Origin of the sequence: Nonomuraea sp. NPDC049684, assembly GCF_044465345.1 — a bacterium.
In the GTDB taxonomy this organism is placed as follows: Bacteria; Actinomycetota; Actinomycetes; order Streptosporangiales; family Streptosporangiaceae; genus Nonomuraea.
Window position 1 is genome coordinate 525,466 of the sequence record NZ_JBITLO010000002.1, and the last position, 21,058, is coordinate 546,523.

The window sequence follows — 21,058 nt, forward strand, 5'->3', positions numbered from 1 at the left end:
AAGTCGTTGACGGCGTCCTTACGATGAGCACATGCCGGACATCACGCATATCGCGCTGTTCTGCGGGGTCACGCTGGGGCTGCTCCTGGTTCCCGGCCCCGCGGTGCTCTACATCGTCACCCGCAGCGTCTCCCAGGGACGGTCCGCCGGGTTCGTCTCGGTGCTGGGCGTGCACGCCGGCTCGCTGGTGCACATCGGCGCGGCGGCCGTCGGCATCAGTGCGCTGATCGCGGCCTCGGCGACCGCCTTCACGATCGTCAAGTACGTGAGCGTGGCGTACCTGCTCTGGCTCGGCCTGCGCAAGCTGATGAAGCGCGACGGCGAGCCCGAGGAGGTCGTCGAGCTGAAGGTGCAGTCCACGCGGCGGCTGTTCTGGGAGGGGTTCGTGGTCAACGTGCTCAACCCGAAGACGGCCGTGTTCTTCCTGGCGTTCCTGCCGCCGTTCACCGACCCGTCGGCGGGGCCGGTGGGGCCGCAGATCCTCCTGCTCGGCGGGTTGTGGCTGGTGCTGGGGATGGTCAGCGACGGCATGTACGCGCTGCTGTCGTCGGCGCTGGCCGGACGGCTGCGCGGGTCCGTACGGGCCCGGCGGCGGCTCGACGTGGGCAGCGGCCTGGTGTACCTCGGGCTGGCCGCGTGGCTCACAGCCGAGAAGGCATGACAAGCCGCGAAATTTCCCGCTCTTAATGCGATAGTGAGATCGATCGGGGGACAAAAGCCGGGACGTAGCAGCTAGGCGGACCCATGGACGCGCCACCGCACCGCCTCGGCCTCGAACGAGTCGTCGAGGTCTACTCGGGTCACGACGACGTGGTCGGCGTGACCGGGACCGGCCATGTGATCGGCACGGATCTCGTGCTGACCGCGTCCCTCGTCGTGGACCCCGGCGCGCCCTGCCAGGTGCGTCCGCCGTGGTCGTCCCGGTGGACGGCGGCCGAGCAGGTCTGGCGCGGGCACGGCGCGGTGCTGCTGCGGGTGCCCGGACCGCCCTGGGCCGACGTGCCGGGCATCGGGCACGTCCGGTGGGCCGCCTTGTCCGGGGAACGGGTGCCGTGCCTGGCCATGGGCTTCCCGCAGGCGTGGCGGCGGTCGGGGTTCAGGGACGTCCGGGTGCTGTCCGGAGCCGCCTGCGCCCCCACGGGCCCGGCGTCGCGGACGCTCGGCATGGACGTGACCGGCCCACCGCCTCCCATGCAGGTGTGGGCGGGCCTGACCGGGGCCGCGCTGCTGGCCGAGCCCGCCGGGCAGGTCGCCGCCGTCGTCACGGCCTCGGCCGCCGGGCACGCCCGGGGGCGGCTCGACGCGGTGCCGGTGGGCGTGCTGCTGGGCGACGACCGGTTCCGCGAGCTGACCGGGGTGGCGCCGGGCCCGCTGGAGAGCGTTTCCGCCGGTGACGGGAGGGTGGTCCTGTCCGGGCTGCTGCTGCCGGCGCGCGAGCCGTTGCCGTCCGACTGCCCGGACTGGCGGCTGCTGCTGCCGCGGCACGCCGTCGTGCCGTACTCCGGGCGGGACGGGCAGCTCGTCGCCCTGCGGGCCTGGGCCGGGGAGCCGGCCGCGCTGTCGGTCGCGGTGGTGACCGGGCGCAGCGGCACGGGCCGTACCCGGCTGGCCGGGGAGCTGTGCGAGGAACTGCGGGAAGCGGGCTGGGACGCCGGTTTCCTGGCCCTGGACGCCGCGCTCGCCGCCCTGTCCGGGCGCGCGGCGGTGTCGCTGGAGGCGATGCGGCCCTCGCTGGTGGTCGTGGAGTCGCCGGAGCCGTCCGCTCCGCTGGTGGGCGAGCTGGTACGGCGGCTGGCCAAGCACGGGCACAACCCCCGCGTACGGGTGCTGCTGCTGGCCCGCGAGCCCGGCGAGGCCGAGTGGTGGCGGCGGCTGGACACGGCGGCGGGCAGCTGGCTGCGCCGGCTCAACACCACGACCGTGCAGCTCAACCAGCATCCGCTCACCCTGAACGAGCGCACCGAGCACGCGTTCACGGCGATGAAGGCGTTCGCGCCGAGCCGGGCCGCGCTCCCCACGCCCCCGCGCCTGGACGACCCCGAGTACGGCCTGCCGCTCCGCGTCCACCTGGCGGCCCTGCTGCGGCTGCGCGGCGGCGAGACGGAGGTGCTGCCCGCGCCCGCCGTCCCGGACGCCCTGCCCGGCGGCGGGCTCGGCGCCCCGCCCTACCGGACGGCCCCCGAGCCCCGCCCCGGGACGTCCTGGAACGCCTTCCGTCCCGGCGGCCGGAGCGGGACCAGGACGCGCGCGGTGGTGACCGTCGGCGAGGAGCTGCTCAGCCGCTTCCTCGACCGCGAACGCGACCAGTGGGCCACCGTCTGGCCCGCCGGCCGCGCCCCCGTGGACGACACCACCGCCCGGCAGTCCGTCGCCCTGCTCACGCTCACCGCCCCCACCCCCGCCGAGCTGCCCGGCCTGCTGTCGGCCGTGCCCGCCCTGCACGGCGATCCGCAGGCCGCGGCGGTCGTCGCCGACTGGCTGGGACGCGTCTTCCCCGGCGTGGACCGGCTGTGCCCGCTCGGGCCTGACCTGGTGGCCGAGCAGGCGCTCGCCGAGACCGAGGGCCTGGACGCGCTGGTCCTGGCCGTGCACGACCACGAGCGGCGGACGGCCGGGCACCTGGCCCGCCTGCTCGACGTGCTCCGCCTGGGCGCGGAGCGGGCGGAGGTGGAGCGGGCGCTGCGTTCGCTGGTGACGTCCAGGATCGGGGCGCTGGTGGCGGAGGCGGCGGCGAACCCCGCCACCCGGCTCGGCGACCTGCTCAACGCCGCGCTCACGCGCCTGCCGGCCGACCGGGCGACGACCGCGGCGGTGGCCGCGCTGCCGTTCGCGCCGCAACTGGGTGCGCAGGCGGGTGCACAGGTGGGTGCGCAGGCCGATGCGCCGGTGGATTCCCGGGCGGATTCATGGGGTCCCTTTCTGGCTGGGCCGCCGCTCGGTTTGCGGGCCCTTGAAGTGACGCTGGCCGAGTTGTCCGTACGGCATTTCCGTGCGGGCGGCAGGCGGACCGCGCTGGCGGGGGCGCTGGCCCGGCTGTCGTCCCGGTTGTCGGCCGTGGGCCGGGTGGGTGAGGCGGTGGTGGCCGCCGCCGAGGCAGTGGAGATCTTCGCGGCCGCTCCCCCGTACGAGGAGGCGGCCGGTCAGGCGGAGGCGCTGTTCGTCCTGGGGGCGTGCCTGCTGCTCGCGGGCGAGTCCGGCAGCGCGCTGCGTCCCGCCCAGGAGGCGGCGACCCGGTTCCGCATCCTGTCCGAGGACGACCCCCGGTACGCGGGACGGGCCGGGCAGGCGTACCACAACCTGGCGTGCGCGCTGCTGGACTCGGGGCGGACGGCCGAGGCGGTGGAGGCGTTCGCGGCGGCGGGCGGTGCCGGCGAGGTCGCCGCAGCCCTGACCGACATCCTCAGAACAACCCCCTTCCCCACCACCCCCGCTTCCCTACCCCAGCCCCCCACCCCCACCACCCCCACCACCAGCCAAGCCCCCGCGCCCACCACTGGCCAAATCCCCGCGCCCGACGCCGGACCGCCTGCCATGCCGGGTGTCGTCAGGCGGGTGCCCGCGCCTGTTCCGCCATTCGCCCTCGCCGACACCGGCCCCGAACCCGAGGCGTTGCCCGAGTTGGCCGCCTGTCTTGCCGTCGCGGCCACCGCCGCCGTGTCGGGCGCGGCGCCGACCGACAGGGATCTGGCCGAGCGGTTGTGCCTGCTGGCCGGATGGCTCGGAGAACATGGCAGGGCGGCTGAGGCCGTCGCACCCGCCGCGGAGGCCGTCGTACGGCTGCGCGGCCTGGCGGACGAGGAGCCGGGCCTGCGGCTGATGCTGGCCGAGGCCGCGGCCCTGCTGGCCGGACTCCATCGCAAGCTCGACGACCTGGATCCGGCCGAGCGGTTCGCCGCCGAGGCGGTGCGGAACCTGCGCTCGCTGGTCGCCCTCGAACCCGACCGGCACCGCCCGGCCCTCACCGTCCAGCTCCTCGACCTGGGCGAACTGCTGCTGACCGACGCGCGCCCCCGCGAGGCGCTCGACCCGCTCCAGGACGCCGCGATCCTCGCCTCCGACCTGGACGAGCGGCCCACGGCCACCAAGGCCCGCTCCAGACACCTGCTCGCCCTCTGCCTGGCCGACCTCGGCCGTCCCGCCGACGCCCGATCCCACCTGGAGGCAGCCGCCGCCCTGTACGACGCCCTGAGCACCGAAGACGCGTCCTACCGGCGACATCGTGAGGAGATCCAAGCCTGGCAGGACTCGACCACCGCCCTCACCCCTGCCGGAGAACCCGAACAACCCTGGATGACCACCCTCATCACCCCACCACCCGACGTCGCCAGAGCCGAACGAACCCTGCTCGAACGCCGCGCCGCCCTGGAACCCTCGGACAGCCCTGCATTCACCACCGGCCATGCGGCCCTGGAAGCCCCACAGGTCATGACCGTCCCTGAGGTCGTGGGCGGCGATGGGGTCATGGGCGGCCCTGAGGTCGCGGGTGGCCTTGGGGTCGCGGGTGGCCCTGAGGTCGCGGGTGGCCCTGGGGTCTTGGTGAACCCGCAAGCCCACACCGGACCGCCGCCCGCGAACAGTCCGCACACCGCGGACAGGCGGCAGAACGCGAACCATCCGCAAACCGCCAACGGCCTGCAAGTCGGGCGGGTGCAAGCGTACGCCGCCGCCCAGGCAGCGCTGGCACGCGCCTGGGCCGAAACCGGACGCGCCCGCGACGCGCTCCTCCTCGCAACCCAGGCCACCGGCCTGCTACGACGCCACGCGGCCCCTGACCACCCCGGTGACGGAAATGACGCGCCCGGCACAGGTGGCGCGAGGGCGGGCGCCGACGGCGCGGGCGGGGCGGACTCGGACGGGGCCAGCTCGGGCGGGGCAGGCTCGGGCGTGGGCAGCGCAGGCAGCGAGGCCGAGGGGGGCGCGGGTGGGGAAGGGGGTGCGGTTGGTGGGGGGATGTTGGGTGGGGTGGTTGTGGGTGGGGCCGTTGTGGGTGCGGTTGGGCGTGCATTAGTGGGGTTGGGGAGGTATGGGGAGGCGGTGCCTTATCTGCGGGGTGCCGTTGGGGCGTGCGGGCCGCAGGCTGAGGTCAGTTTCGTGGTCCAGCAGGAGCTGGCCAAGCTGCTGGTCCTGGAGGTCGTGGCGCTGGAGGCCACGGGCCGCCTGGAGGCCGCCGACGGCGAGGCGGAGCGGCTGGTCGCGGTGTGCGAGGGGCTGGTGGCCGAGCGGCTGGAGTCCCCGGTCGTGCTCGCGGGGGCGCTGCGTCTGCACGCGGGCCTGCGGCTGGACGCCGGGAACGTGGCAGGGGCGCTCCAATCGGTCACCCGCGCGCTGGACATCCTCGTGCCCGAGCCGCCCGAGCGCACCCGTCTGCTCACCGCCACCTGCCTGGAGCTCAGCGGCCTGTGCCACGCCGACCTGGACGAACGCGACCTCGCCGCCGCCGAGCTGGCCAAGGGCGTCGCCCTGATGGCCGAGGAGGAGGGCCCGCTCACCCGGGACCTGGCCGGCGTGCACGTGCGAGCGCTGGCCCGGCTGGCCCGGCTCCGCGTGACCGGCCACGGCCCGTCCGCCGGAACCGACTTGTACGCCCAGATCCTCCGGGTACGCCCGCTACCCCACCCCGACGTGCTCACCACGGCCGTGGACGAGCTGTCCGCCCACCTGCGCACGGCCAACCCCAGGACGGCCGCCAGGCTGCTGCCGCTGCTGACGTCGTTCGCCGAGGCCCTGGAACGCGAGGCTCCGGTCAGCGAGAACCCGCAGCTCCACGAGCGGTTCGGCCACTGCCTCATGCTGAGCGGCGCGACGGCGGCTCCGGCCGTACGCGTCCTCAAGGGGCTGGCCGCCCGCGACGCCGGCCACCGGCATTCCCTGGGACTGGCGCTGGCCGCGCTCGGCGACGCCGACCTGGCCGTCCTTGAGCAGGCCGTGGACCTGCTGTCCGAGGACGGGAGGGCGCTGGCCGACACGCTGAACAGGTACGCGATCAGGCTGTTGGAGGCCGGTCGGCCGGTGGAGGCGCTGGCCCACTCCGAACGCGCCGCCGACCTCTGCGACGAGCTGGACGAGCCCGCCGTCGCCGCCGTCACGTACGCCCAGCTCGGTGCCGCTCTGGCCGCCCTCGACCGGCCGCAGGCCGCGCTGGAGGCGGTGACCTGGTCGCTGGCCGAGCAGGAACGCGCCGCGGAGGCGCGGGGCGGCGAGGCCGGGCTGCTCGGCGTGCGCGCGCAGGCGATCCAGGTGCGCGGGCAGGTGCTGCGCGCGTCCGGCCGGACGCAGGAGGCGCTGGCCCACCTGGTGGAGGCCATGCGGCTGCACGTCCGGCTCGCCCGGCCGGCGGCGGCGGCCGAGGTGGCCGGGACGGTCGCCGACGACCTGCTGGCCGCCGGGCGTCCCGAGGAGGCCGCCGAGTACGCCAGGATCGCCGTCACCGGGCTGCCGCCGCGCACGCTCAGGCATGCCCTGGCCACCCAGCGCCTGGTCAGGTGCCACATGATGCTGGGCGAGGCGCGGGAGGCGGGCGCGCTGGCCGAGGAGCTGATCCGGCTGGCCAGGCGGTCGCCGGGCGAGGTGACGTACCGGGCGATCCTGGCCGATTCGCTGGCGCAGAGCTCGGAGCTGCTGCCCCTGCTGCGGCCCGGCGCGGCGGCGGAGGCCGAGCAGCGGGCCCGCGAGGCCATCGCGATCTACGACGAGCTGCTGACCACGGGCATGAACGCCGAGGCGCTGCACGTCAGCCGGGCGGGGGCCGGGCTGACGCTGGCCGCCGCGCTCCGGCTGCGCGAGCAGCCGGCGGCGGCGGTGGGGCCGCTGCGCGAGGCCGTCGCCGTGCTCGAACGCCACGCCCCCGCGAACCCCCTGCTCGGCGGCATCCTGTCCCGCGCCATGCTCATGCTGGGCGACGCGCTGATGGAGTCGGGCCGGGCGCTGGAGGCGAGCCTGGTCTTCCATCGCGGTACCCAGGTCATCGACGACGAGCCGGCCGCCGCCGTCGCCCACGCCCGGCTCGGCTTCTGCCAGCAGGAGCTGGGCAGGGACGACGCGGCCGACACCGCCCTCCGGGTCGCCCACGGGCTGCTACGCGGCCTCCTGGCCACCGGCGGCACCACCGCGAACGGCGAGCTCGCCGAGCTGCTGCGCGACGTGCTGCGCGGCCGCCTGCGCCTGCTGGAGAAGTCCGGCAGACGCGAGGAAGCAGCCCAGGTGGAGGCCGAACTACGCACGACCTAGCCCCACGCGCGGCCGGAGCCCACGAGCGACGACGCCGACCGGCCGGAAGGCGCGGCCCGCGCAGAGAGGGACGCCCGGAGAAGGGCGCGGGCCCGGAGAAGGCGCCCTGGGCAGGCGGTGAGTCGCGGGTGGTCAGGTGGTGGCGGATTCGGCGGTTTGTCGGGCCCAGCGGTAGTCGGCCTTGCCGGCGGGCGAGCGGACCATCTCCTTCACGAACGCGTACGAACGCGGCACCTTGTACCCCGACAACGACGCCCGGCAGTGCGCGTCCAGCTCGGCGGCGGTCACCTCGACGCCGGGACGCGGCTCGACCACGGCCGCCACCCTGCTCCCCCACCGGTCGTCCGGCACACCGGTCACCACCGCGTCGAACACCCCGGGATGGCCCTTGAGCACGGCCTCGACCTCCTCGGGGAAGACCTTCTCGCCGCCGGTGTTGATGCACTGCGAGCCGCGCCCGAACACGTGCACGGTGCCGTCGGCGTCCACGGTCGCCAGGTCGCCGGTGAGCAGCCAGCGGGTGCCGTCGGGGTCGGTGACGAACGTGCGCGCCGACTTGTCCGGGTCGTTGTAGTAGCCGAACGCCACCCGCCCGGACCTGGCCACCGTCCCCATCTGCCCCGAACCCGGCGGAACGGGACGTCCCCGCTCGTCCAGGACGCTGATCCTGGCCGACGGGTTGGGCTGGTAGCGCAGCCCGGTCTCGGGGGTGGAGCCGGGCAGGGCGGAGGCGGTGTAGCCGGACTCCGTCGAGCCGAAGCTGTCCACGATCATGACATCGGGCAGCAGGCCCTGGAGCCGGTCGCGGACCGCGCCGCTGAGGATCGCGCCGGTCGAGCTGACGACGAACAGCGACGACAGGTCGTACGTGCCCGTCTCCAGCGCCTCGGCCAGCGGTCTGGCCATGGCGTCGCCCGTGATGCTCATGGTGAGCACGCGCTCGCGCTCGACCGCCCGCCACACCTCGTCGGCGTCGAACTTGGGGACGAGCACCATGGTCCCGCCCGCCCACCAGCTGATGAAGGTGGCCATCTGCGCGGCGCCGTGCATGAGCGGCGAGGTGGCCATCATGATCACGGGGTTGGCCTTGACGGCCTCGTCTATGACCTCCTGCGGGGTGGTGCGCGGGTCGCCGTACGGGTTGCCGCCGCCGAAGGCCATGAACAGGTCCTCGACGTGCCACATCGCGCCCTTGGGCATGCCGGTGGTGCCGCCGGTGTAGATGATGTAGACGTCCTGGCCGGTGCGCGGCTCGAAGCCGCGGCCCGGATCGCCGCGCTCCAGCGCCGCCTCGTACGGCACCGCCGAGGCGATCGACGACTCGCCGCCGACCGCGATCAGGTGGTCCAGCAGCGGCGCCTGGTGCGCGACGGCGGCCACCCGGGGGTCGAACTCGACGTCGTAGACCAGCGCGCGCAGGTCGGCGTCCTGGTAGAGGTAGAGCAGCTCGGCCTCGACGTACCGGTAGTTGACGTTGATCGGCACGGCCCGGATCTTGAGCGCGGCCAGCAGCCCGGCCAGGTACTCCACGCCGTTGTACAGGTGCAGCCCGACGTGCTGGCCCGGCCGCACGCCCAGGCCGGCGAGGTAGTGGGCGAGCCGGTTGGCCTCGGCGTCCAGCTCGGCGTAGGTGCGCCGCCGGTCGCCGCAGACGACGGCGGTGCGGTCCCCGATCGCGTCGGCGAGTGCTTCGAACAGGTCCGCGTGGTTGAACTCCATCAGGGTCTCTCCCGTCCGACGATCCACATCGCGAAGAACTGGGCTCCGCCGCCGTAGGCGTGGCCGAGCGCCGTGCGGGCGCCGTCCACCTGGTGGTCGCCGGCCTGGCCGCGCACCTGGAGCGCGGCCTCGGCGAACCTGATCAGCCCCGAGGCCCCGATCGGGTTGCTCGACAGCACGCCGCCGGAGGCGTTCCACGGGATGTCGCCGTCGAGGGCCGTGGCGCCGGACTCGGTCAGCTTCCAGCCCTCGCCCTCCGCCGCGAAACCGAGGTTCTCCAGCCACATCGGCTCGTACCAGGAGAAGGGCACGTACACCTCGGCCACGTCGATCTCGCGGCGCGGGTCGGTGACGCCGGCCTGGCGGTAGACGTCGGCGGCGCAGTCCTTGCCGCCCTGAGGGCTGACGGTGTCGCGGCCGGCCCGGAAGATGGGCTCCGAGCGCATGGCGGCGCCGTGCACCCAGGCGGGGGTGCCGGTGACCTTGTGCTCGGCGGCCAGGACCATCGCGCACGCGCCGTCGCTGGACGGGCAGGTCTCCAGGTAGCGGATCGGCTCCCAGAGCATCGGCGTGGACTCGACCATCTTCTGGTCGATGCCGGGGATCCGCAGGTGGGCGTAGGGGTTCTTCAGGGCGTTGAGCCGGTCCTTGACGGCGACCAGCGTGCCGATGTGGCCGGGCGCGCCGGACCTGCGCATGTACTCGCGGATGTGCGGCGCGAAGTAGCCGCCCGCGCCGACCACGAGCGACGCGCTGAAGGGCAGGTGCGTGGACAGCGCCCAGGTGGCGTTGGACTCCGACTGCTTCTCGAAGGCCACCACGAGCACCCGCTCGTGCACGCCGCCCTGGATCAGGCTCGCGCCGACCAGCGCCGTCGAGCCGCCGACGCTGCCGGCGGTGTGCACCCGCATCATCGGCTTGCCCGCCGCGCCGAGCGCGTCGGCCAGGTACGCCTCGGGCATCATCACGCCCTCGAACAGGTCGGGCGCCTTGCCCACCACGACGGCGTCGATGTCCTTGAACGTCAGCCCGGCGTCCTCCAGGGCCCGCAGCGCCGCCTCACGGACCAGGCCCGCGATGGAGACGTCCCTGCGCTTGGTGGTGTAGTGCGTCTGCCCGACCCCGATCACCGCGCAGCGATTGCCCATGATTCACGCCTCCAGGACCGTGACGAGGTTGTGCTGCAGGCAGGGGCCGCCGGCGGCGTGCCCGACGGTGCGGCTCGCGCCGCCGTCGAGGATGCGCCGCGCGGCCTCGCCGATGCGGATGAGCCCCGTGGCCATGACGGGGTTGGCGGCGAGCGGTCCGCCGGACGGGTTGATCAGCGTGTCGCCGCCCAGTTCGAGCGCCTCGCGCAGGATGAGCTCCTCGTGCGGGAACTGGGCGTGCAGCTCGGCCACCTCGACCGGGCCCTTGCCGACGCCGGCGGCCCGTGCGGCGTCGGCCGCGGAGGCCGATCTGGACAGGTCCCGCATGCCCAGGTAGTGCGGCTCGATGCGGTGGGCGATGCCCTTGACGAAGGCGGGGCGGCTGGTGAGCCGTCCGGCCAGTTCCGCCGTGGCCAGCACGATCGCCGCCGCGCCGTCCGTGACGGGCGGCACGTCCGTCTTTCTGAGGGGTTCGACGGCGACCTCCTCGCCGTCCGGTTCGGGCAGGTCGAGCGCGTACGGGTTGTTCCTGCCGTCCGCCCTGGACCTGCGGACGATCTCGTCGAGCTGCTTCCTGTCCGCGTCGAGCGCGTTCGCCTGGAGTGCGGCCAGGGAGAGCTGGTCGAGGCCGAGGGGTTCCAGGTAGTAGGGGTCGAGCTGGAGGGTCATGATGGTGCGCAGGTCGCCGAGCGACGACTTGCCGAAGCCGTAGACCAGGGCCGAGTCGATGTCGCCGTGCTGGAGGCGGACCCATGCCTCGTACAGGGCCCAGGCGCCGTCCATCTCGACGTGGCTCTCGGAGATCGGCGGCCAGGCGCCGAGCGCGTCCAGGGCGCTGACGAACGAGAACGGCGCCCCGGCCAGGTAGTCGCAGCTCCCGGAGCAGGTGAAGCCGAACCTGGTCAGCCCGGTCCGCTCCTTGACCTCGCTGATCACGGGCAGGATCAGCTCGGGCTCGGTGAGCCCGGTGTCGTGGTCGGTGTGGACGGTCTGCGCGAACGCGACGATCGCGACCTCTCTCATGACAGCTCCACGTCGGGCTCGCCGGTGGGGGCGAACCAGCGGATGTTCGCCATGGACTTGCTCCGCTCCTCCTCGGGCACCCAGACGGCCCTGACCCGCATGCCCTGGCGCACCTCGTGCGCGGGTACGTCGCCGATCAGGGCGATCATGGGGATGTCGGCGTGGTCGAGCAGGATGTAGGCGGAGACGAACGGCACTTCGGGTGCGCGCGGATCCGGCAGGTTGTTGATGGCGAACGTGGTGATCGTCCCGGTGTCGGGGAGTTCGAGCGTCTCCGGGATGAGCCCTCCGCACTGGGGGCAGGACATCCGGTAGGGCACGTACACCTGGTCGCACTGCTCGCAGCGTCCGCCGAGGAAGACGCCGCGCTCGACGCCCTCCAGGAAGACGCGGAGCGAGCCGCCCGCCTGGAGGCGGTACTCGGCCCGCACGTTGGACACGATCTTCGTGACCTCGGGCGCGAAGTGGGAGATGTCGGTGATGTGGCCCGTGGGCCGGTCGCGCCACACCGGCCAGACCCGGGAGCCTTTCGACAGCGCCTTGGGGTTGTCGGCGGCGACGGCGTGCACGAGGGCGGTGTCGGCGCCGTCCAGCAGGATCGTGGCCCAGGCGAAGGGCCGGTCGAGCGGGTGGTTCGCCAGGGGCTCGGGCACCCAGGCCCAGGAGGTCACCGTGCCGGCCGGGCCGACCTCGACGTACTCGGAGGTGACGGGGTCGCCGGTGGCGGGGTCGTATTCGAGGGGCGGCACGAGCACCTTGCCCTCTTTCGTGCGCACTCCGACGATGCGGCGACCGCGTAACTCGGTGAGGAAGCGCCCGATCACCGGCCCGGTCGTCCGGGTGTAGCCGCCGGGGAACTCCAGGACGTGCTGGGCGACCAGCGGATCGTCAGATGGCACGGTCGTGGCCCTCCCAGTACGGTGCGCGGAGCTTGCGCTTGAGCAGCTTGCCGTTGGGCTCGCGGGGCATCTCGGCGATGAAGTCGACGCTCTTGGGCCACTTCATCCGGGCCAGGCGGCCCTCCAGCGAGGCGATCAGCTCGGCCGCGAGCTCGGGCCCCGGCTCGACGCCCGGCGCGGGCTCGACGACGGCCTTGATCTGCTCGCCCCAGTCGTCGTCCGGGATGCCGAACACGGCCACGTCGGCGACCTTGGGGTGGATCATGAGCTCGTTCTCGATCTCGGCCGGGTAGATGTTCGTCCCGCCGGAGATGATCATGTCGGCCTTGCGGTCGCAGAGGAAGAGGAAGCCGTCCTCGTCCAGGTATCCGATGTCGCCGACCGTGAAGTAGTCCTTGAGCCGGTTCGCGGCGGTCTTGTCGGGGTCGCCCTTGTACTCGAAGGGCACGCCCATCATCTTCATGTAGATCGTCCCGGGGGTGCCGGTCGGCACGGGTTCGCCCTCGTCGTCCGCGATCAGCAGCTCGCTGATCGGCCAGGCGGAGCCGACCGTGCCCGGGTGCGCCTTCCAGCCCTCGGGCGTGGCCAGGGTGCCGCCGCCCTCGGTGGCCGCGTAGTACTCGTAGATGCAGTCGCCCCACCACTCGAACATCGCCCATTTGACCGGGACCGGGCAGGGGGCGGCGGCGTGGATCATCCACCTGAGCGAGGACAGGTCGTACTTGGCCCTGGTCGCCTCGGGGAGCGCGAGCAGGCGCTTGAAGTGCGTGGGGACCATGTGGGAGTTCGTGACGCGGTAGCGCTCGCACAGCCGGAGCGTCTCCTCGGCGTCCCATCTGTCCATGTAGACGAGGGTGTGGCCCATGTGCAGGGCGCTGCCGCCGAACTGGGTGACGGCGGTGTGGTAGCTGGGCGAGGTGACCAGGTGCGCGTTGGGCGGCCCGGCCGTGATGCCGAACAGGCCGAGCAGGAAGGTCATCAGCTCGGCGCCGTCGTCGGGGTCGAGGCCGCTCAGCGAGCGCCTGACGCCCTTGGGCCGGCCGGTGGTGCCCGAGGTGTAGTGCATGGTGGCGCCGGCCGTGCGGCCGGGCGGCGCGGTGTCCGGCTGCCCGGCGGTCAGCTCGCTCGCCGGGCGGAAGCCGTCCTGCTCGCCGTCCCCGAGGAGGAAGCGGCGGTGCGGCTCGATCGCCTCGGCTCCCCTGGCGCCCTCCTGGAGGAAGCGGGGGTGGACGAAGAACGCCTTGGCCTCGCTGTCGGACACGATGTAGCCGATCTCCGGGCCGGTGAGGTGCCAGTTGATCGGCGTGTAGTACCAGCCGGCCTGGAGCGCGGCCAGGTAGAGGACGAGGCCGTCCGCGCCGTTCGGGACCAGGCCGCAGATCCCGTCGCCCGGCTCCAGGCCGAGCTCGCGTAACCCGTGGACGAGGCGGTTCGAACGGGCCAGGAGGTCACCCGCGCGGTGCTCCGTGCCGTCGGGGTCGACGGCCGCGATCCACTCGGGATCCGCCTGCGCCAGCCTCCAGAAACCGAGCGTGCCCATCTGATCTCCTCAGCTCAGGCGTAGCAAAACAGGAACTTGTTCTCGTTTGCTGTGGGGAGCGTATCCCGCGGGTAAAGTTCGTAGCAAGCGCTTGATTCAGTAGCTTCTGGGACTTGGGAGGCGTACATGGAGCTTCTGCCGATCAGCACCCCGCACTGCCGGGTGGAACGCGACGGCCACGTCCTGACCGTCACGATGAACCGGCCGGAGGCCCGCAACGCCCTCTCCTCGGACATGCTGGTCGGGCTGGCCTCGGCGTGGGCGTACGCGTCGGCCGAGCCCTCGATCCGGGTCGCGATCCTGACCGGGGCGGAGGGCACGTTCTGCGCCGGGGCCGACCTCAAGGCCATGGGCCAACCCTCGACCGATCCAGAGGTTCAGGCAAGGGCCGCCCAGATCCCGAATTTTCACTGGAAAGGGCTCTTAAGGGAGGATTTGCCGACAAAGCCGATCATCAGCGCTGTCGAGGGGTACGCGGTCGCCGGCGGCACGGAACTGCTGGTCGGGACGGACCTGAGAGTGGTGGCGGAATCGGCCACCCTGGGGCTGTTCGAGGCCAAACGCGCGCTCTTCCCCATGGGCGGCAGCGCGGTCCGCCTCCCCCGCCAGATCCCGTACTGCCACGCCATGGACCTGCTGCTCACCGGCCGTTCCGTGACCGCCGCCGAGGCCCTGGCGATGGGGCTGGTCAACCGGGTCGTGCCGGACGGGCGGGCGCTGGAGACGGCCCGGGAGCTGGCGGCGGACATCGCCGGTTCCGGCCCGCTGGCGGTCCAGGCCATTCTGCGGACGTACCGGGACACCCTGGGCATGCCCGAGCCCGAGGCCCTGAAGGTGTCGGACGAGCTGGGCTGGCCGGTGATCGGCTCGGAGGACGCCAAGGAGGGCACCCGGGCGTTCCGCGAGAAGCGCCCGGCCCGCTACGAAGGCCGCTGACCGCTCCCCGGGAGGGGAGACGCACGTCACATCCGTTCCTGTCACATCCCGTCCGGCTGCCCCGTCCGAGAGGTGGAAGCAGTCGACGACGACAAGGAGCGCGTCATGGAAGCCCGTCTCAACCTCTTCGAGAACCAGGTCGCGGCCAAGGTCATGAAGCACCTGATCGGCACCAACAAGGTCATCATGGACTCGGGCCTGCCCCACGCCACGCAGGAGCTGGTGAAGATCCGGGCCAGCCAGATCAACGGCTGCGGCTTCTGCACCGACATGCACACCAAGGACGCCGCGCACGCCGGCGAGACCCCGATCCGGCTCAACCTGGTCGCCGCCTGGCGCGAGGCCAAGGTGTTCACCGAGGCCGAGCGGGCCGCCCTGGAGCTGGCCGAGCAGGGCACCCGCATCGCCGACGGCGCCGGCGGCGTCCCGGACGAGGTCTGGGCGAACGCCGCCAAGCACTACGACGAGGAGCAGCTCGCGGCGCTGGTGTGCCTGATCGCCCTGATCAACGCCTTCAACCGGGTGAACGTCATCATCCAGCAGCCCGCGGGCGACTACGTGCCCGGCATGTTCGGCTGACGGAGGGCCGCGGCGAGGACCGTCGTCACCAGGTGCTCGCGCACGCCGCCGGAGTCGTCCCGGCCCGGATGCCACGTGCAGGCGAGGTTGAGCGCGGCGAGCCGGCCGCTGTCCAGCACCACCCGCACGGCCCGCAGCAGGGCCGGGACGTCCGGCCCGCCGGCCGCCGGATACCGCAGGCCGGGCAGCCGGGACGGGTCGAGGACGTCCAGGTCGAGGTTGAGCAGCAGCGGCCCGGGAGGCAGGATCCCGGGCGTCAGCTCGTCGAGGCTCGACCGGGTCACGCCCGAGGACGCCAGGTAGCCGGCCTCGGGCGGGTCGAGGTCCCGGGCGTCCACGAGCAGCACCCGGTCCTCCGGCGGCGGGCGCAGGGCCAGGCGGCCGGCCACCTCGCCGGGGCGGTAGCCGAGCAGGAAGCGCAGCGCCATGCCGCCGAGGTAGCCGGACGTGGTCGTCTCCAGCGTCTGGAGGTCGCCGTGGGCGTCGATCCAGACGATCGAGGGGTCGAGCCCGGCCCGTTGCAGGCCCGCCGTCATGCCGATCGACACCGTGCAGTCGCCGGAGACCACGACCGGCCGCTCCCCCGCCCGCACGGTCCGCTCGACGGCGGCGGCGACGGCGTCGTAGAGCCGCCCGAGGCGGGACCAGACGTCCTGGCCGGGCAGCTCCACGGTGAGCTCGGCGACGGGCACGCCGCCGGGCAGCGGCACGTTGAGATCGGGCTGGTGCTCGTCGAGGTGGTACGGCACGTACAAGACCGACACGTCCTCCACGGTAACAGCCGGGCGATCAGTCCCCGGTGATGCGGCCGAGGCGTTCCAGGGCCTCCGCGTACTCCTCCACGAGCCCGAACACCACGTCCTTCGTCGAGCGGACCTGGTTGGTGAGGCCGATGACCTGCCCGGCGGGGAACGTGGCCAGCTCGGAGGCGTCCGAGCGGCCGATCCGGCGCAGGGCGTCCGAGACGAGCATGAACTGCAGCGGCATCGGCAGCGTGCCCGGCGACTCCTGCGACTCCCACGCCTCGGTCCACTCGTTCCTGAGCAGGCGGGCCGGCTTGCCGGTCCAGCTCCGGGAGCGCACGGTGTCGCGCGAGGTGGCCTCCAGGATGCGGCGTTTCGCCATCTCCGGGGTGTCGGCCTCCTCGACGGTGAGCCAGAGGGAGCCGGTCCAGACGCCCTCCGCGCCCAGCGCCAGGCCGGCCGCCATCTGCCGGCCGTTCCCGATGCCGCCCGCCGCGAGGACGGGGACGTCCACGGCGTCCACGACCTGCGGGATGAGCACCATGGTCGAGATCTCGCCGGTGTGGCCGCCGGCCTCGGTGCCCTGGGCGACGACGACGTCCACGCCCACCTCGACCTGCTTGAGCGCGTGCCGCGGGGTCGAGGCGAGGGCGGCGACCTTGACGCCGTGCCGGTGTGCGAGGTCCACGACGTCGGCCGGGGGCGGCCCGAGGGCGTTGGCCAGCAGGGCGATGGGATGGCGGAGCGCGACCTCGACCTGGGGGCGCGCGGTGGCGTCGGTCCAGCCGAGCAGCACCCGGCCGGGGTCGGCGTCGGACGACAGGGGCGGCACGCCGTGCCTGCCCAGCAGGTTCTCGACGAACGCCCGGTGCCCCTCGGGGATCATCGCCTGGAGGCGGCCGACCAGCTCTTCGGGGGCGAAGTCGGCGCCCTCGTAGGAGGCGGGCATGACCACGTCCACGCCGTACGGTCTGCCGTCGACGTGGTCGTCGATCCACTTGAGCTCCATTTCGAGCTCTTCGGGGGTGAAGTAGAGCGCGCCGAGCACTCCCATGCCGCCCGCGCGGCTGACCGCGGCGACCACGTCCCTGCAGTGGCTGAAGGCGAAGATCGGGAGCTCGATTCCGAACATGTCCGTGACCCGTGTCCGCATGGCCCGACGATAAGCCGCGCCACAGCCGAACTGCAACGTGTTCTACTCTAGAACCTTTTGTCGGGCGGCCTCCGGCTCGGAACGCGTTCTAGCGCGGCAGCCGTCGCCAGAGCGGCCGCGGCAGCAGGCGCAGCAGGCCGAACGCCGGGCCGAGCGCCCGCGGCACCCACACGGACGACGCGCCCTCGCGCAGCGCGCGCACGGTGGCCAGGGCCACCTGGCGGGGCGTCGAGGACAGCGGCGCCGGCGGCAGGCCCTTCGTCATCCGGCCGATCACGAAGCCCGGACGGACGATCAGCACGCGCGCGCCCGACCCGTGCAGCGCGTCGCCGAGCCCCTGCGCGAACCCGTCGAGCCCGGCCTTGGCCGAGCCGTAGACGAAGTTGGCCCTGCGCACCCGCGCCCCGGCGACCGACGAGAGCACCACGAGGGTGCCGTGCCCCTGCTCGCGCAGGACCCTGGCGGCGTGCAGGTCCACGGAGACGTGGCCGCCGTAGTTGATCGCGACGGCCTCGGCGGCGGCGGCCGGGTCGGCGTCGTAGTCGTCCTGGCTGCCGAGCACGCCGAAGGCGGAGATCACCACGTCGAGGTCGCCCACCAGCTCCACGGCCCCGGCCAGGACGGCGGCGTGCGACCCCACGTCCAGCGCGTCGAAGGGCAGGACGTGCACCTCGGCGGCGAGGGCGGCGAGGTCCGCCGGCGGCGTGAGCTCCCCTCTGGCGGCCAGCACGACCCTGGTCGCGCCCAGCCGGACCAGCAGCCGGACGATCTCCAGGCCGATCTCGCTCCGCCCGCCCAGCAGCAGCACGCTGTCCACGGCCCCGAGCGCGTTCCTCACGCCGCCCCCCGCCCCGGAGCGGCGGCCGCCCGGCTCGCGTCAGAAGCGTCAGAAGTGGTGGTCACAGTCGTAGTCTCCTGGACAGGTCCGAGCGGAACAGGCCCTTCGGGTCGGCCTCGTCCCTGATGCTCCGCCATCGTTCCAGTTCGGGGTACATCGCCGCCATCATGTCGGCGCGCAGCCGGGCGTCCTTGGCCAGGTACACCCGTCCGCCGGCCCGCGCGACGCGCTCGTCGAAGCCGCGCAGCAGGCCGCCCAGGCCGCGCTGACCGGCCGGGATGTCCAGGGCCAGGGTCCAGCCGGGCACGGGGAAGGACAGGAATCCGCCCGAACCGGGTCCGAACCGCTTGAGCACGGTCAGGAACGACACCGTCCCGTGCGCCGACAGCGACCCGACGATGCCGCGCAGCGTCTCCTCCGCGCCGAACGGCACCACGAACTGGTACTGCACGAAGCCGCGCGGGCCGTACATGCGGTTCCAGCCCTCGACGAAGTCGAGCGGGTGGAAGAACGGCGCGATGCCCTGGGTGACCGTCGCGCTCCGCGGCGCCCGGCGGTACCAGAGCTCGTTGAAGGCGCGCACGCTGAGCCCGTTGAGCAGCCCGTCCGGCGCCCACGGCGGCGCGTGCAGCCGGGCGCGCGGCGCGAAGACCCGCGGCGGCCCCTCCCCGTCGCGCGGCGCGTGGTCGCCCCTGGTCAGGACGCTGCGGCCCATCCGTCGGCCGCGGGCCAGCAGGTCGATCCAGGCCACCGTGTAGCGGTAGCGGTCGTCGGTGCGGGTCATGACGTCGAGCGTCTCGTCGAGGTCGGCGGTGCGCCGCACGTCCACCCGCATCAGGGACGACTCGACGGGCACGCAGCCGAACGTCGCCTCGGCCACCACCCCGGTCAGGCCCATGCCGCCGACGGTCGCCCGGAAGAGCGGGTCGCCGGGGCGCAGCACCCGGGCGGCGCCGTCGGCGGTTACCAGGGTGAGGGAGCGCACGTGCGCGCCGAAGGAGGAGTCGCGGTGGTGGTTCTTGCCGTGCACGTCGGCCGCGACGGCCCCGCCGACCGTGACGTGCCTGGTCCCGGGGCTCACGGGCACGAACCAGCCGCGTGGCACCAGCGCCGTCATCAGCTCGTGCAGGCTGACCCCGCCCGCCGCGGTCACGACGCCGGTGCGCTCGTCGAAGCTCCAGGCGTCCAGGCCGGTGCAGTCGAGGACGAGGCCGCCGGCGTTCTGGGCGGCGTCGCCGTAGGAGCGGCCGAGCCCGCGGGCGACGACGCCGCGGCCCGGCGCGGCCACGACCAGGTCGCGCAGCTCGTCCAGGGAGCGCGGGCGGCGCAGCACGGCGGGGGTGGGCGAGGTGCGGCCCCAGCCGGTGAGGAACGTGCTCACGCGTAGATCCCGAGCCCCACCAGGACGACCAGCGCGGCGGAGAAGACCAGGACGGGCCGGTCGCGGATCACCAGCTCCTCGGGCTCCTCGCCGCCGCCCCGCTCGACCAGCAGGTTGTGCCGGAGCACGAGGAGCAGGAACGGGACGATGCTCAGCCCGTAGAACACGTTCTCGTGCGCGTTCAGCGCCCACAGGCAGTACGTGACGATCATCGCCCCGGACGCCATGATCCGCACGTGCGTCAGGTACGCGGCCGGGTAGGCGGCCAGCGTGGCGCGCGTCCCCGACACGCCGCGCGACCGCAGCTCGGCCTCGCGCTTGCCCGCCACGAGCTGCAGCGCGGCCAGCGAGACGACCACGAGGAACCAGCCGGTCACCGGCACCGCGACGGCGACGGCTCCGGCGTAGGCCCTGATCACGTGGCATCCGGCGACCGCGATGAGGTCCACGACCTCCTGGTGCTTGAGCCAGGTCGTGTAGGCCAGGGTCAGGGCGACGTACCCGGCGACGACCGCGGGCGCCTGCCAGCCGCCGGCGAGCGCGGCGACCGCGGGCCCGAGGACCAGCAGGACGACGCCCGCCACCCGGGCCGTGCGCACCGACACCGCGCCGGAGGCGACGGCCCGGCGGCGCTTGCGCGGGTGCAGCCGGTCGGCCTCCACGTCGGAGGCGTCGTTCAGCAGGTAGGAGCCGCTGGCGGCCAGGCAGAAGGCGGCCAGGACGAGCAGCGCCGCGAGCAGGCGGCCCGGCTGCCCGAGCACCCCGGCCGCCATGGGGGCGGCCAGGACGAGCAGGTTCTTCAGCCACTGGCGCGGCCGGGCCGCCCTGACCAGGGCCAGCGCGGGCGCGGCCGACCAGGGCCGGGCGACCACGCCCTGGCTCATGCGGACCGGCGGCCGCGCAGGGCGAGCAGCAGGCCGCCCAGGAGCAGGACGACCCCGACCACGCCGAGCACGATCGGCAGCGTGGTCCTGATCAGGTTGATCTGGCTCTTGCCCTCGGCGGCGCTGTCGACCAGGCCCTTGACCGTGTCGTCGGTCATCTTGGCGGTGGCCACGAACGCCTTGGAGCGCTCGATGCCGTCCTGGCTCTTGAGCACCTCGTTGCGCACCTGCTCCTGCTTGACGGGCGCGCCGGTGGTGGGCTCGATCCAGTAGGTGACGGTGCCGGAGTAGAACCGGTTCAGCTGCACGTCGCCCGAGGTGCCCATGCCGAACCAGGCGGCGGGCGCGTTCAGCGTCTGCGTCCTGGTCTCGGGGACGGTCTGCTCGAACTTGTACGTGGCCAGCCCGTTGACCTGCTCCTCGCCGACGTACCTGGCGTCGAACGCCTTGCCCGCGCTGGCGTTGAAGACCTGGTAGGTCTTCTTCTCCACGTCGAACGGGAACTTGTAGATCTGGCCCTGGAGCTGCACCGGGGCCTTGTCGATGCTGGCGCCGCAGCAGTTGAGGCCGACGCCGGAGCGCTTGTCGAAGGCGCTGCGCCGCTCGCTGAAGTTGATGCCCGGCTTGCTGTTGGTGACGTCGTTGACGGCGGTGAACTCGTCCCAGACGACGCGGTCGTCGTTGGCCTCCTTCACGTCGCCGCGGGTGGTGACGATGATGTCGAGGTCGGCGGTCAGCACCTTGCCGTCCGGGATGCTGAAGTACTGGGCGCCCGTCGCGTGCAGCTTGGTGATGCTGTACTGGTCGCCCTTGGCGGCCATGAAGGCGGGTGCGACCTGGAGGCGCACCAGGGGAGCCAGAACGATGAGGAATGCCCCGACGGCGATGAGGACGCTGCCAACGACGACCCGGTTCATGGACCCTCCATGTGCGCAGGTGCACTGACGCCTGTTTGGGTGGTTAAGTACTGAAACGAACTACCTACTCG

General features: G+C 73.3%; 15 protein-coding genes. 4 read left to right on the plus strand and 11 right to left on the minus strand.

Translation table 11 applies throughout. The features are described 5' to 3' along the window. The first annotated feature begins 31 nt into the window (after positions 1–31). Together ACIBST_RS08245 and ACIBST_RS08250 are read left to right on the plus strand one after the other, a co-directional pair. Complete coding sequence (locus ACIBST_RS08245; RefSeq protein ID WP_397170129.1) at positions 32–661, plus strand: LysE family translocator; 630 nt, start codon at positions 32–34, stop codon at positions 659–661. An 83-nt stretch (positions 662–744) separates the two neighbouring features. Then, entirely contained in the window at positions 745–7,227 is a 6,483-nt protein-coding gene (locus ACIBST_RS08250; protein ID WP_397170131.1) for a hypothetical protein, read from the plus strand. Between the two features lie 132 nt (positions 7,228–7,359). Here the strand turns inward: ACIBST_RS08250 and ACIBST_RS08255 are convergent, their stop codons facing one another. The 5 genes from ACIBST_RS08255 to ACIBST_RS08275 are packed head-to-tail and all read right to left on the minus strand — an operon-like array spanning position 7,360 to position 13,556. Next, positions 7,360–8,946: an acyl-CoA synthetase gene (locus tag ACIBST_RS08255; RefSeq protein ID WP_397170133.1), complete on the minus strand. Its 1,587-nt coding sequence runs from the start codon at positions 8,944–8,946 to the stop codon at positions 7,360–7,362. Next, positions 8,946–10,094 (minus strand): thiolase domain-containing protein, encoded by a 1,149-nt coding sequence (locus ACIBST_RS08260; protein WP_397170135.1) that lies wholly within the window; start codon positions 10,092–10,094, stop codon positions 8,946–8,948. The genes ACIBST_RS08255 and ACIBST_RS08260 overlap by 1 nt, the downstream gene beginning before the upstream one ends. 3 nt (positions 10,095–10,097) lie before the next feature. After that, the gene (locus tag ACIBST_RS08265; protein WP_397170137.1) at positions 10,098–11,117 is read right to left on the minus strand and encodes a thiolase domain-containing protein; all 1,020 of its coding nucleotides are present in this window, start codon (positions 11,115–11,117) and stop codon (positions 10,098–10,100) included. Continuing rightward, on the minus strand, positions 11,114–12,016 hold the full coding sequence (locus ACIBST_RS08270; RefSeq protein WP_397170138.1) for a Zn-ribbon domain-containing OB-fold protein: 903 nt from the start codon (positions 12,014–12,016) through the stop codon (positions 11,114–11,116). The genes ACIBST_RS08265 and ACIBST_RS08270 overlap by 4 nt, the downstream gene beginning before the upstream one ends. Beyond that, positions 12,006–13,556 (minus strand): acyl-CoA synthetase, encoded by a 1,551-nt coding sequence (locus ACIBST_RS08275; RefSeq protein ID WP_397170140.1) that lies wholly within the window; start codon positions 13,554–13,556, stop codon positions 12,006–12,008. The genes ACIBST_RS08270 and ACIBST_RS08275 overlap by 11 nt, the downstream gene beginning before the upstream one ends. 126 nt (positions 13,557–13,682) lie before the next feature. Between ACIBST_RS08275 and ACIBST_RS08280 the strand changes: the two genes are divergently transcribed. Next, complete coding sequence (locus ACIBST_RS08280; RefSeq protein WP_397170142.1) at positions 13,683–14,492, plus strand: crotonase/enoyl-CoA hydratase family protein; 810 nt, start codon at positions 13,683–13,685, stop codon at positions 14,490–14,492. 105 nt (positions 14,493–14,597) lie between these two features. Continuing rightward, positions 14,598–15,071, plus strand: coding sequence for a carboxymuconolactone decarboxylase family protein (locus tag ACIBST_RS08285; protein ID WP_397170143.1), 474 nt, complete (start codon positions 14,598–14,600; stop codon positions 15,069–15,071). On the opposite strand, the gene ACIBST_RS08290 is transcribed toward ACIBST_RS08285, so the two are convergent. The 6 genes from ACIBST_RS08290 to ACIBST_RS08315 all read right to left on the minus strand — a co-directional run bounded on the left by ACIBST_RS08290 (position 15,047) and on the right by ACIBST_RS08315 (position 20,987). Continuing rightward, the gene (locus ACIBST_RS08290) at positions 15,047–15,835 is read right to left on the minus strand and encodes an arginase family protein (RefSeq protein WP_397170145.1); all 789 of its coding nucleotides are present in this window, start codon (positions 15,833–15,835) and stop codon (positions 15,047–15,049) included. The genes ACIBST_RS08285 and ACIBST_RS08290 overlap by 25 nt on opposite strands. A gap of 25 nt (positions 15,836–15,860) precedes the next feature. After that, the gene (locus tag ACIBST_RS08295) at positions 15,861–16,967 is read right to left on the minus strand and encodes an NAD(P)H-dependent flavin oxidoreductase (RefSeq protein WP_397170146.1); all 1,107 of its coding nucleotides are present in this window, start codon (positions 16,965–16,967) and stop codon (positions 15,861–15,863) included. Positions 16,968–17,055: 88 nt separating this feature from the next. Next, complete coding sequence (locus tag ACIBST_RS08300; protein ID WP_397170148.1) at positions 17,056–17,805, minus strand: SDR family NAD(P)-dependent oxidoreductase; 750 nt, start codon at positions 17,803–17,805, stop codon at positions 17,056–17,058. Positions 17,806–17,866: 61 nt separating this feature from the next. Next, entirely contained in the window at positions 17,867–19,186 is a 1,320-nt protein-coding gene (locus ACIBST_RS08305; RefSeq protein WP_397170150.1) for an FAD-binding protein, read from the minus strand. Further along, a complete protein-coding gene (locus ACIBST_RS08310; protein WP_397170151.1) occupies positions 19,183–20,070 on the minus strand; it encodes a decaprenyl-phosphate phosphoribosyltransferase in 888 nt (295 codons plus the stop codon). The genes ACIBST_RS08305 and ACIBST_RS08310 overlap by 4 nt, the downstream gene beginning before the upstream one ends. After that, the gene (locus ACIBST_RS08315; protein WP_397170153.1) at positions 20,067–20,987 is read right to left on the minus strand and encodes a DUF3068 domain-containing protein; all 921 of its coding nucleotides are present in this window, start codon (positions 20,985–20,987) and stop codon (positions 20,067–20,069) included. Before ACIBST_RS08315 ends, ACIBST_RS08310 begins: the two co-directional genes overlap by 4 nt. Positions 20,988–21,058 lie beyond the last annotated feature (71 nt).

Excerpts from the sequence above, each read along its gene's own strand:
- ACIBST_RS08245 (WP_397170129.1), top strand. The coding sequence starts at position 32 with ATGCCGGACATCACGCATATCGCGCTGTTCTGCGGGGTCACGCTGGGG.
- ACIBST_RS08250 (WP_397170131.1), top strand. The coding sequence starts at position 745 with ATGGACGCGCCACCGCACCGCCTCGGCCTCGAACGAGTCGTCGAGGTC.
- ACIBST_RS08255 (WP_397170133.1), bottom strand. The coding sequence starts at position 8,946 with ATGGAGTTCAACCACGCGGACCTGTTCGAAGCACTCGCCGACGCGATC.
- ACIBST_RS08260 (WP_397170135.1), bottom strand. The coding sequence starts at position 10,094 with ATGGGCAATCGCTGCGCGGTGATCGGGGTCGGGCAGACGCACTACACC.
- ACIBST_RS08265 (WP_397170137.1), bottom strand. The coding sequence starts at position 11,117 with ATGAGAGAGGTCGCGATCGTCGCGTTCGCGCAGACCGTCCACACCGAC.
- ACIBST_RS08275 (WP_397170140.1), bottom strand. The coding sequence starts at position 13,556 with ATGGGCACGCTCGGTTTCTGGAGGCTGGCGCAGGCGGATCCCGAGTGG.
- ACIBST_RS08280 (WP_397170142.1), top strand. The coding sequence starts at position 13,683 with ATGGAGCTTCTGCCGATCAGCACCCCGCACTGCCGGGTGGAACGCGAC.
- ACIBST_RS08285 (WP_397170143.1), top strand. The coding sequence starts at position 14,598 with ATGGAAGCCCGTCTCAACCTCTTCGAGAACCAGGTCGCGGCCAAGGTC.
- ACIBST_RS08295 (WP_397170146.1), bottom strand. The coding sequence starts at position 16,967 with ATGCGGACACGGGTCACGGACATGTTCGGAATCGAGCTCCCGATCTTC.
- ACIBST_RS08310 (WP_397170151.1), bottom strand. The coding sequence starts at position 20,070 with ATGAGCCAGGGCGTGGTCGCCCGGCCCTGGTCGGCCGCGCCCGCGCTG.
- ACIBST_RS08315 (WP_397170153.1), bottom strand. The coding sequence starts at position 20,987 with ATGAACCGGGTCGTCGTTGGCAGCGTCCTCATCGCCGTCGGGGCATTC.